This is a genomic window from Lactobacillus johnsonii ATCC 33200, from assembly GCF_000159355.1.
Taxonomy (GTDB): domain Bacteria; phylum Bacillota; class Bacilli; order Lactobacillales; family Lactobacillaceae; genus Lactobacillus; species Lactobacillus johnsonii.
In genome coordinates this window covers 234,509-246,501 of sequence record NZ_GG670121.1, presented here as the reverse complement: position 1 = coordinate 246,501, position 11,993 = coordinate 234,509, and the positions used below count along the sequence as shown (strand labels likewise).

The following is an 11,993-nucleotide window of genomic DNA, read 5'->3' as shown; positions in this document are numbered from 1 at the left end:
TTGCATCGGCTTTTTGTTTGTTTGCTAGGTTCTTAAGAAAGGATGTTGAAGATGTTAAAAATCAACACTTCCGGCAAAAGACATACTACAGACACCAAGCTGGTGCGCCGGATTGCATGCGAAGATAAATTTGCAACACTGCAACGATTAAAAACCTCAATTAGTGGCCTTCAAACTAAAGATGCGAGGCAACGATTAGCAAAAAATGGTCCTAACGAAATTGTAAATAAACCTAAAAATACTAGACTTCAATTTTTATGTGAAGCATTTATGACGCCTTTTACAAGTATTCTTTTAGGCTTAGCAATTGTATCTATTATGCTTAACTATAAATTGAAAGTGCATAATTTAGATACACCTGTTTTAATTATTTTAGTTTTAGCTATTTCTGGAATGTTAAGTTTCATTCAAAATATCAAAATTAGAGCGGCTATTCAAAATTTACTACATAAAATATCACCCACTACTAAAGTTATGCGCGACTGCATGCCACAAGAGTTGGCAACTAAAGAGTTAGTGGCTGGAGATATTATCTTGTTACAAGCTGGAGAAGTGGTTCCGGCAGATGTAAGAATTTTAAAGAATAATAGTATAATTTGTTCAGCTGATTTCTTTATGGATGAAGATAATCCAGTATATAAGAGTGAAATTACTTCTTTAGGTCAGAGAAACAATCATGGTTATGTAGACTATTCAAATATTTTATACGCAGGTACCAGAATTATCTCTGGTTCTGGAGTTGGAGTAGTATTTGCGACTGGAAAAGAGACTATTTTTGGAAAATTAGCTCAAAATATTTCCAAGATGGAATTAAAGAAACACGTATTTAATTTAGATACCAGAAATTTAACAAGAGTATTTTTGATTCTAGCTACAGTTATTGTGCCCTTGTTTTTAATAATTAGTAGTATGATGCATGACAATTGGGAAAATACTTTAGTATTTGCGCTTGCAGTAGTTGTCGGATTAACCTCTGATGCAGTTCCTATTTCTATCACTAGCCAATTACTAAAAAATTCAATTCACCATCCGAGTAATAGCATGGCAATGAAAAAACAAAATCAATCTAACTAGGAATTTCTAAAAAAGAAATTCCTTTTTTGGTACACAAATTTATATAGGCATGCTATGTTATACTAGCAGTTAAAAGACTTATGAGAGGAAGAATAAAGATGGCTGAAAAGAAAACTTTCTATATTACTACACCTATTTACTATCCATCTGGAAAATTAACTATCGGTAATGCATACACTACTATTGCTGCTGATACCATGACTCGTTATAAAAAATCTCGCGGTTTTGATACATTCTTCTTAACTGGAACTGATGAACATGGACTTAAGATTGAGCAAAAAGCTGAAGCACAAGGAATTAAACCACAAGAATTTGTAGATAAAATGGCTGATTCCTATAAGGACCTATGGAAAATGTTAGACGTTTCCTATGATCGCTTCATTAGAACAACTGATGAAGATCACGTTAAAGCTGTACAAAAGATTTTTGAAAGATTATTAAAACAAGGAGATATTTACTTAGGCGAGTACACTGGTTGGTATTCTGTAGAAGATGAAGAATACTTCACTGAATCACAACTTGCTGAAGTATATAGAGATGATGATGGCAATGTGATTGGCGGAAAGGCTCCATCAGGACATGAAGTACGTTTAGTTAAGGAACCATCATACTTCTTCAGAATGAGTAAATATGCTGATCGCTTACTTCAATACTACAAGGATCACCCAGACTTTATTTTGCCTCACTCTCGTGAGAAAGAAATGGTAAATAACTTTATTAAGCCAGGCTTAGAAGACTTATCTGTCACTCGTACGACCGTTGATTGGGGAATTCCTGTACCTAGTGATCCTAAGCATGTTGTTTATGTTTGGATTGATGCTCTTTCTAACTATATTACTGCTCTTGGATATGGTTCAGATAATGATGCATTATTTAAGAAATATTGGCCAGCTGATGTACATTTAGTTGGTAAGGAAATTGTTCGCTTCCATACTATTTATTGGCCAATTATGTTAATGGCACTTGATCTTCCTCTTCCAAAGCAAATCTTTGGGCATGGCTGGGTATTGATGAGAGACGGTAAAATGTCTAAATCAAAGGGTAATGCCGTTTACCCAGAAATGATTGTTAAACGTTATGGCTTAGATGCTCTTCGTTATTACTTGATGCGTGCAATTCCATTTGGTTCAGATGGTATTTTTACTCCTGAAGATTTTGTTGAAAGAGTTAACTTTGATTTGGCTAATGATTTAGGTAACTTGTTAAATAGAACTGTTTCAATGATTAATCAATATCAAGATGGTCAAGTTGCTCCAGTTGCTTCAGAACAAGATGAATTTGCAAAAGATTTAATTAAAACAGCTAATGAAACAATTGCTGAATATCAAAAACAAATGGATGCCCTCCACTTCTCTCAAGCTTTAGATAGTGTTTGGAAACTCATTTCTCGTGCAAATAAATATATTGATGAAACTACACCTTGGACGTTAAATAAAGAGGGCAAGAGTGAAGAACTATCTAAAGTAATGACTAACTTGGCTGAAAGTTTACGTTTAATTGCAATTTTAATTGCACCAGTTATGACGCAGAGCCCAGTTAAGATGTTTGAACAACTCGGACTTGACTGGAAGAACGATGACCAAAAGAAACTTGATTTTGGCGGCTTTGACTGGAACATTAAGGTAACAGAAAAGCCAACTCCAATCTTCCCACGACTTAAAAATGATGTTGAAGTTAAGTACATTAAGGAAGAAATGAGGAAGGCTAAGCCAAAGAAGAAGACTAGAAGTCAACAAAAAGAAGAAAAACACATTACAATTGATGATTTTGACAAAGTTAAAATTCAAGTAGGTCAAATTTTATCCGTTGAGCCAGTAAAGGGATCAAGTAAATTATTAATGTTTAAACTTGATTTTGGTGATGGAAACGAACGTCAAATTTTAAGTGGTATTCGTAAGTTTTATCCAGATGCAAGTGAACTTTTAGATAAAAAGGTCCTTGCAGTTACTAACTTAAAGCCACGTAAGATGCTAGGACATGAAAGTCAAGGTATGCTTTTATCTAGTGAAAAGGATGGCAAGGTTAAGTTAGCTATTGTTGGCGATGAACATGAGGTTGGAGCTGAATTAGGCTAATGGAGATTTTTGATTCGCATACACACTTAAATGATGCACCTTTTCGTGGAAAAGAAGACGTTTATCTTGAACGAGCTAAAGAATTAGGTGTTGTGAAAAGTGCGGTTGCTGGACAAGATCCTGAATTTAACGAACGTGCGATTAACTTGAGTCAAAGATTCGATAACTTATATGCTATTGTTGGCTATTGTCCGGATGTTGCTAAAGACTATGATCAAAAAGCTGAGGATAAGCTAGTCGAGCAACTAAAAGAACCTAAAACTGTCGCTTTAGGAGAAATTGGACTAGATTATTATTGGGATGAATCTCCAAGAGAGGTACAACGCAAAGTTTTTGCGCGACAACTTGATTTGGCTCATAGTTTGAAAATGCCTGTTAATATTCATACTCGAGATGCTTTTGAAGATACTTATCAAGTTTTGAAAGATAGTCATGTCGGTGAATATGGTGGGATAATTCATAATTTCAATGGTGATTCGGAATGGCTCAAGAAGTTTCTTGACTTAGGGATGATGGTTTCATTTTCTGGTGTGGTTTCTTTTACTAAAGCAGTTGATGTTCATGCTTCAGCTAAGGTTGTGCCGTGGGACAAATTTTTAATTGAAACTGATGCTCCATATTTAACACCGGAGCCATACCGTGGAAAACAAAATGAAACAGGATATGTACGTTATGTAGCTGAAGCAATTGCCGATTTGCGTGGAAGCTCTGTTGAAGAAGTAGCCAAGCATACATTTGAGAATACGATGAGGGCATATGGAATCAGAAAATAAAAAACAATTTAATGCTGTAATAATTGTTGAAGGTCGAGATGATACCAAACGTCTAAAACAATTTTTTCCTGGAATTGAAACTATTGAAACCAATGGTTCAGAGGTATCTGAACAAACTTTAGCTGAAATAAAGAAACTTTCGCAAACTAGAGAAATAATTATTTTTACTGACCCAGATTATAATGGCGAAAGGATTCGACGTTTAGTTACGCAAACAGCTCCTCAGGCTAAGCAAGCTTTTATTACACGCAAAGAAGGAGAACCAACTAAGCGTGGAAATAGTTTAGGAGTTGAACACGCTTCAAAAGAAGCTTTGATTCGTGCTTTAAGTGATTTGCATGAAGTTAAGCCGATAGAAAGTGATATCACTAAGGAAAACTACGATGAGTTAGGCTTAGGAATGAGCTCGGGCGCTCGTCTTTTACGTGAGAAGGTTGGGATTAAGCTAGGAATTGGATATGGAAATAGTAAACAATTTTATAAACGCTTAAAGATGTTTGGAATTACTTATGATGAATTAAAGAGGGCAGTTGAAGATGTCAAATAGTATGCCGATTGCAAGTCCAGTTAGAACTCAAGCAATTGTTAATCGCTATTTTATGCATGCGAAAAAGAATTTAGGTCAAAACTTTTTAGTAGATTTACCAGCAATTAAAGGAATTGTTGAAGCAGCAGATATTCAACCAGGAGACCAAGTTATTGAAATTGGACCTGGAATTGGTTCGTTAACTGAACAACTTCTTTTAGCTGGAGCTAAAGTTTTGGCTTATGAGGTTGATCAAGATTTACCAGAAATCTTAAACAATGAATTGCCACAAAAAATTGATGGTGAAGAATTGAAAGATCGCTTTAAGTTGGTAATGAAAGATGTATTGAAAGCTAACTTTGTAGAGGATAATGATGGCTTTCTTGATTTAAGTAAATCAGTTAATATTGTTGCTAATTTGCCTTACTACATTACAACTCCAATTATTTTTAATCTAATTAAGAGCGATTTAGATTTTTCAAGTTTAACCTTAATGATGCAAAAAGAAGTTGCTGAACGGTTAGTTGCTAAGCCTAAGACAAAAGAATACGGTCCTTTGTCTATTGCAGTGCAAAGCCGGATGAATGTTCGCTTAGCCGAAGAAGTAAAGAGCACATCTTTCATGCCAAGACCTAAAGTTGATTCCGCGGTTGTTGTCTTAACGCCACTTCTTGAAAAGCCTGACATTAATGATTATGTATTCTTCGATCATGTAGTGAAAATGTGTTTTGCTCAACGTCGTAAAACTTTAGCCAATAATTTGAAGACTTTAATTAAAGATAAAAATGAACGCGAGAAATTAATTAATGATCTAGGGTTAGATGTTAGAGTTCGTCCGGAAGAATTAACTCTAAATCAATTTGTTCAGTTGGCACATCTTCTAAAAGATCGGTAAGCATAAAACGATTACAAATTACAGACTTGAAAAAATATTAAATTTTTGATAAAATGAATCCAAGCAAAGGAGTGACGTCCAGTGCCAACAACACTAATGGCAATTAAACAAAGTTTGGATTCTCATTTGGGTGAAAACTTGGTAGTAGTAGCTCAAGCAGGAAGAAAAAAAGTAACCCGTCGTAAAGGTAGATTAACTAAGACTTATCGGGCTGTATTTGTTGTAGATCTTGACCAAGATCAAAATAATTTTGAACGAGTATCTTATAGTTATACCGATTTATTAACCAAAAACATTGAACTTGAGTTTGATGAAATGTAGTCGACAATAGAATATTACGAACAATCACTAGTATTTCACTTAAAATGCTAGTGATTTTTCTTTATATAGAGTATATTTAAACGTAGAAATCTATTTAATATTTAGGAAGGTAAAAGCATGAAACGTTCAGAAAGATTAGTTGATATGGTTAAGTATCTTTTGGCTCGCCCTCATACTTTGATTGCATTACCATTTTTTGCAGATCGCTATGGTGCAGCAAAATCTTCAATTTCAGAAGATTTGGCAATTTTACGTCAAACTTTAGCTAACGATCAAAATGGAATTTTAGAAACTGTAGCAGGAGCAGCAGGTGGAGTAAGATACATTCCTTTTGTAGGAAAAAAAGAAGCTACAGACTATCTTCATGATTTAGCTGACCGTATTGAAGATCCTGATCGTATTTTACCCGGTAATTTTGTTTACTTATCCGATATTTTAGGCTCGCCGCAAGATTTACGTCAAATTGGACAACTGATTGCTACTAAATATGCCTACAGTAATGTTGATTATGTAATGACGATTGAGACTAAAGGAATTGCTCTTGCACAAGCAGTAAGTCGCTTCTTAAATGTGCCATTTGTAATGGTTAGAAGACGTCCTAAAATTACTGAGGGATCAACAATTTCAGTTAGTTATGTTGCTTCTTCAAGTGAACGAGTTGAAAAAATGGAGTTGGCCAAAAGACTCCTCCCAGAAGGAAGTAATGTACTAATTGTCGATGACTTCATGAAAGGTGGAGGCACTTTAACTGGGATGGAAGAACTAGTTAAAGAATTTAAAGGTACTGTTGCCGGTATGTGTGTACTTTGCGAAACAAAGTATGCCTCTCAAAAAGTAGTTGATGACTACCAATCTTTAATTAAAATCACTGAAGTTGACAGGGATAAGAAACTAATCAAAGTACGACCAGGTAATTTCTTAGAGCAGACAGACTTCAATCGTTTCCCAAAATGATATACTGATAGATAGCTTAAATACAATATTGAGGGGATATTAAATTCATGAATAAATATGTTATTATCTTAGCTGCTGGAAAAGGTACCCGTATGAAGTCAAAACTTTACAAGGTATTACATAAGGTTTGCGGAAAAACGATGGTAGAACATGTCGTTGATGCAGCAAAGGAAACTAATCCAGATAAGATTATCACTGTTGTTGGTAATGGCGCAGAGAGTGTTAAAGATGTATTAGCAGGTCAGTCAGAATTTGCTTTTCAAGAAAAGCAATTAGGAACTGGAGATGCAGTTTTAGCAGCAAATGATCTATTAGAGAATTTAGAGGGATCAACTTTAGTTGCTACTGGGGATACTCCATTATTTACAGCTAAAACCTTTAATAACCTATTTAAAAAACACGAAGAGAGCGGAAATAGTGCAACTGTTTTGACCGCAAAAGCTCCAAATCCATTTGGCTATGGACGTATCATTCGTGACGAAGATGGAAATGTTCTGAGAATTGTTGAACAAAAAGATGGTACTCCAGAAGAGTTAGCTGTTGATGAAATTAATACTGGTGTTTTTTGTTTTGACAATAAAGAATTATTTAAAGCTCTAAAACAAGTAGGTAACGATAACGCGCAAGGTGAATACTATCTAACTGATGTTTTAGAAATTATGCGCAAGGCTGGTCACAAGGTTGGTGCATATGAAATGCCAGACTTTAGTGAAAGTCTAGGGGTTAACGACCGAATAGCTCTTGCTCAAGCAACTAAAATTATGCAAAGAAGAATCAATGAGGAACACATGAGAAATGGTGTATCATTTATTGATCCTGATACTGCATATATTGATAGCGATGTTAAAATTGGCAACGATACTGTTATCGAAGGAAATGTTGTTATTAAGGGTAAAACCAAAATTGGTAGTAACTGCTATATTACTAATAGTTCAAGAATCATTGACTCTAAGATCGGCAACAATGTAACTATCACTTCTTCAACTCTTCAAGAAGCTCAAATGGATGATAATACTGACATTGGTCCTAACTCGCACCTTCGTCCAAAGGCAGTAATTCGCAAGGGTGCACATATTGGTAACTTTGTTGAAATTAAGAAGGCTGAAATTGGAGAAAATACTAAGGTAGGACACTTAACTTATGTTGGGGATGCAACTTTAGGTAAAGATATTAATATTGGCTGCGGCACTATTTTCTCTAACTACGATGGCGTTAAGAAGTTCCATACTAATGTTGGTGATCATTCATTCATTGGTGCAGGTGCTACGATTATTGCTCCAGTTAATATTGCCGATCATGCATTTGTTGCAGCAGATTCTACAATTACTAAAGATGTTGAGAAGTACGATATGGCAATTGCTAGAGGTAGACAAACTAATAAACCAGATTATTGGCACAAATTACCTTTGGCAAAAGACAAAGAATGGGAATAAATTTAAAAGAAGTTGTTAAATACAACTTCTTTTTTTGCTATTTACAAGCGTAACAAGTATTTTTTTGCTATTATTAAATGTGGAATTGTAATTTTTCGGTGGAGGAAATTATGTCTCAATTAGACAAAGAAATCAAAATTTTTGCGCTCAACTCTAATAAGCCTTTAGCAGAAAAAATTGCTAAAAAAGTAGGGGTTGAGCTCGGTAAGTCTGATGTTAAACGTTTCAGTGATGGTGAAATTCAAATTAACATCGATGAATCAGTTCGTGGTAAAGATGTTTATTTAGTGCAATCAACTTCAGCTCCAGTAAATGATAATTTAATGGAATTGTTAATCATGATTGATGCTGTTAAGCGTGCTTCAGCTAGAAGTGTTAACTTAGTGATGCCTTACTACGGATATGCACGTCAAGATAGAAAGACCCGTGCACGTGAACCAATTACAGCTAAGTTAGTAGCTGATATGTTACAAAAAGCTGGTGCTGATCGAGTACTTTCACTTGATTTACATGCCCCACAAATTCAAGGATTCTTTGATATCCCTGTTGATAATTTGATGGGTGCACCTCTTCTTGCGGACTACTTCTTAAGCCATGATTTAGAAAAAGATGCTGTTGTAGTTTCACCTGATCATGGTGGTGTAACTAGAGCAAGAAAGCTAGCAGAATTCCTTAAGACTCCAATTGCAATTGTTGACAAGCGCCGTCCAAAGGCAAATGTTGCTGAAGTTATGAACATTATTGGAGATGTAAAAGGCAAGCGTGCCATTATTATTGATGATATGATCGATACTGCTGGTACTATTACTTTAGCATCTCAAGCTTTAATGGATGCTGGTACAACTGAAGTTTATGCTTCAGCTACTCATGCTGTTTTATCAGGTCCCGCAATTGAACGTTTGAATAATTCACCAATTAAGAAATTGATCTTAACTGATTCAATTAACCAACCTGAAGAAAAAGATTTATCTAAGGCTGAAATTGTTTCTGTTGGACCATTAATGGGTGAAGCAATTAAATTGATTCAAGAGCATAAACCGGTTAGTCCACTATTTAATACTCGTTTTCAATCACATAATTAAGTAATAAAAACCAATATCTATTTAGGTATTGGTTTTTTTGTCCTATAAAAGATATACCTTTATTTTAAAAATATAAAAAGCGTTTACATATATCGGATAATTAAGGTAGTATTAAACTATACAGTTTTGAAGAAGGAACTATGGGAATATGACTACTTTATATGATGTAGCAAAAAAAGCTAGTGTATCTAAGATGACAGTATCGCGGGTTATTAATCATCCGCAACAGGTGACGCCAGAATTAAGAAAAATTGTGGAAAAAGCAATGGAGCAATTGAATTATCATCCCAATTCAATTGCGAGTGCTTTAGCTCATAATCGGACTAATGTGGTTAAATTGGTAATTTTAGAAGATATTGATACAACCGAGCCATACTATATGAATCTACTTTTTGGGATTGCTAAAGGATTAAGCAAAAAACACTACGCAATTCAATTAGCCACAGACAGGGATGTTGGCGAAGGAGACGGCTACATTATAACTGGTGGGCGAGCAACGGATGCAGAATGGTTAGATCAATTAGATAAACCTTTTGTTTTATTTGGAGAAAATCGTTATGGCTATGATTTTATTGATACAGATAACAAATTAGGTGAACAGTTGGCTACACAGTATGCACTTAATAAAAATTATCAATCAATTGTTTTCATTGGAATTGATGAAAAAGAGCCTTTTGAATATTCAAGAGAAGCCGGCTATATCAACACACTTCAGAAACATAATATGATTCCAAAAATTTTTCGAATCCAAAACCATAGTAGGCTGTCTGAAAAATTAATTATTGATAATTGGAGAAAATTCGCAACGAATACATGCTTTATTTGTGCTAGTGATCGAATTGCAGTGGGGGTAGTACGAGCTATACAAAGAAAGAATGGAAACATTCCTCGGGATTTTGGTGTGATTGGTTTTGACGGAGTTTTTTTAGATCAAGTCTCAAATCCAAAACTCACTACTGTTAAGCAAAATTTATTTAAGCTTGGTGAGCTCTTAGCTGGGATGATTCTGCAAAAAATTAAACAAGATGGAGCTCAGCAGGGTGAAGTCTTGATTGAACCAGAACTAATAAAAAGTGAATCTACAAGAAATTAGGAAGCTGTTTAGACAGCTTCCTTTTTTGATACCGGTAACATATAAAATATATTGTAAGCGCTTATAATAATTGCTTAAAATAAAATTCATGGAGGATGTGTATTATGAGACATTGGTATGATCAAGCAATTATTTATCAAATATATCCTAAGTCTTTTCAAGATTCTAATAATGACGGTATTGGTGACTTAAATGGAATAAGAAAGAGAATACCGTATTTAAAGGAATTAGGAATCAATGCTGTTTGGCTAAATCCAATTTTTGTTTCTCCACAAGTGGATAATGGCTATGATGTATCAAATTATTTTGCTATTGATCCAAAGATGGGAACAATGGAGGATATGGAAAACTTAATTAAAGAGATGCATGAGGCTGGTATTCATGTAATTATGGACTTTGTATTGAACCATACTTCTGATCAGCATCCCTGGTTTCAAGATGCTATAAAAAATCCAGAAAGTATATATCGTGACTATTATATTTTTGCTGGAGAAAACAATCAGCGTCCAAATAATTGGGGAAGTTTTTTCGGAGGAAGTGTTTGGGAAAAGGATCCTGCAGGAACTGGACAATTTTATTTCCATCTTTTTGATAAAAGAATGCCTGATTTGAATTGGAAGAATTCCGAAGTTAGACATGCAATGACCGAGATTGCAAAATATTGGTTGGAAAAGGGCATTGATGGATTAAGACTGGATGCCTTTATTCATATTGCAAAAGCCGATCTAAGACAGAATTTTCCGGTTAATAGTAAAGATGAAGAGCCAGTAATTGCAGAACCATTTTTTGCTAATTTACCGCAAGTTCAAAAATGGATGCGGCCATTTTGTGAAGAAATAAAACAGGATTATCCTGATGCATTACTTTTAGGGGAAGCAGCAAGTGCAAATGTGAATTTGGCTGTGGATTATACAAATAAGCATAATCATTTAATGGATAGCGTAATTACTTTTAGATATTTTACTGAAGATCAGAGCAAAATCGATCCTAGCTTTTTGAGTAATTATCAACCTAAGCCGTTAGATTGGGTTAAATTTAAACAAAATCAGACTATTTGGCAACAGACTTTAAGTGGAATTTCTAAGCCTACTCTTTATTGGAATAATCATGATATGGCAAGGCTTGCAACCAGGATTGCTAAAAATGATACTCAAGCAAGAAGTTTGGCTATGTTGATGTACTTACAATGTGGTATTCCAATCATTTATTATGGTGAAGAGTTAGGAATGAGAAATTTACAGTTTGAAAATGTAAATGATTTTCAAGATGATACCGTAAAAGAGTTTGTAAAGAGTGCAGAAAAAGCAGGCGTAACTTCAAAAGAAGCATTGTTAATGGCAAGTAAAACCCATAAACTTCCTGCTCGAGGTCCAATGCCATGGGATAACGAAAGAAATAATGGCTTTACAGATAAAGAACCTTGGATTAAGGGTAAAAAGCTTGATGAGATAAATGCAGCTGATGAAATAGCAGATGATAGTAGTATGTTTAACTTTTACAAAAAGCTTATTAGCTTGAAAAAAGAACAACTATTTCAAGATGGTAATTATTATTTATGGTCAACGTCAGATGGAAGCTACGTCTATGAGCGTAATTTAAAAGACAAAAAAGCTCTTATTGCTGTTTCTTTGAGTCAAGAACCGATTGAAATTGAAGTAGGAAAAGAATTTAGTAGCGAAAGGTTATCGGCTGGCAAATATGATTTAATGGCAGGAAAATTACGATTAGAACCATATGCCGGAGTAGTATTAGAAAATTAAAAAGATT

Annotated in this window: 11 protein-coding genes; all 11 read left to right on the top strand. The window is 34.6% G+C overall.

Annotation, left to right across the window (positions count from 1 at the left end; all coding sequences use genetic code 11):
- Positions 1 to 42: 42 nt before the first annotated feature.
- The 11 genes from HMPREF0528_RS06280 to HMPREF0528_RS06230 all read left to right on the top strand — a co-directional run bounded on the left by HMPREF0528_RS06280 (position 43) and on the right by HMPREF0528_RS06230 (position 11,986).
- Complete coding sequence (locus HMPREF0528_RS06280) at positions 43 to 1,074, top strand: P-type ATPase actuator domain-containing protein (protein ID WP_004895995.1); 1,032 nt, start codon at positions 43 to 45, stop codon at positions 1,072 to 1,074.
- Positions 1,075 to 1,172: 98 nt separating this feature from the next.
- Entirely contained in the window at positions 1,173 to 3,149 is a 1,977-nt protein-coding gene (gene metG / locus HMPREF0528_RS06275) for a methionine--tRNA ligase (RefSeq protein ID WP_034525279.1), read from the top strand.
- Complete coding sequence (locus HMPREF0528_RS06270; protein WP_004895993.1) at positions 3,149 to 3,922, top strand: TatD family hydrolase; 774 nt, start codon at positions 3,149 to 3,151, stop codon at positions 3,920 to 3,922. Before metG ends, HMPREF0528_RS06270 begins: the two co-directional genes overlap by 1 nt.
- Positions 3,906 to 4,469, top strand: a complete 564-nt coding sequence (rnmV, locus tag HMPREF0528_RS06265) for a ribonuclease M5 (protein ID WP_004895992.1) — start codon at positions 3,906 to 3,908, stop codon at positions 4,467 to 4,469. Before HMPREF0528_RS06270 ends, rnmV begins: the two co-directional genes overlap by 17 nt.
- On the top strand, positions 4,459 to 5,343 hold the full coding sequence (rsmA, locus tag HMPREF0528_RS06260; protein WP_004895991.1) for a 16S rRNA (adenine(1518)-N(6)/adenine(1519)-N(6))-dimethyltransferase RsmA: 885 nt from the start codon (positions 4,459 to 4,461) through the stop codon (positions 5,341 to 5,343). The genes rnmV and rsmA overlap by 11 nt, the downstream gene beginning before the upstream one ends.
- Before the next feature lie 81 nt (positions 5,344 to 5,424).
- Positions 5,425 to 5,664, top strand: a complete 240-nt coding sequence (locus tag HMPREF0528_RS06255) for a Veg family protein (RefSeq protein ID WP_004895990.1) — start codon at positions 5,425 to 5,427, stop codon at positions 5,662 to 5,664.
- 117 nt (positions 5,665 to 5,781) lie between these two features.
- A complete protein-coding gene (purR, locus tag HMPREF0528_RS06250; RefSeq protein WP_004895989.1) occupies positions 5,782 to 6,618 on the top strand; it encodes a pur operon repressor in 837 nt (278 codons plus the stop codon).
- A gap of 47 nt (positions 6,619 to 6,665) precedes the next feature.
- Positions 6,666 to 8,051 (top strand): bifunctional UDP-N-acetylglucosamine diphosphorylase/glucosamine-1-phosphate N-acetyltransferase GlmU, encoded by a 1,386-nt coding sequence (gene glmU / locus HMPREF0528_RS06245; protein ID WP_004895988.1) that lies wholly within the window; start codon positions 6,666 to 6,668, stop codon positions 8,049 to 8,051.
- Positions 8,052 to 8,161: 110 nt separating this feature from the next.
- Positions 8,162 to 9,133 (top strand): ribose-phosphate diphosphokinase, encoded by a 972-nt coding sequence (locus HMPREF0528_RS06240; protein ID WP_034525278.1) that lies wholly within the window; start codon positions 8,162 to 8,164, stop codon positions 9,131 to 9,133.
- Between the two features lie 148 nt (positions 9,134 to 9,281).
- Entirely contained in the window at positions 9,282 to 10,226 is a 945-nt protein-coding gene (locus HMPREF0528_RS06235) for a LacI family DNA-binding transcriptional regulator (RefSeq protein ID WP_004895986.1), read from the top strand.
- Positions 10,227 to 10,330: 104 nt separating this feature from the next.
- Positions 10,331 to 11,986, top strand: a complete 1,656-nt coding sequence (locus HMPREF0528_RS06230) for an alpha-glucosidase (RefSeq protein ID WP_004895985.1) — start codon at positions 10,331 to 10,333, stop codon at positions 11,984 to 11,986.
- Positions 11,987 to 11,993: the final 7 nt, after the last annotated feature.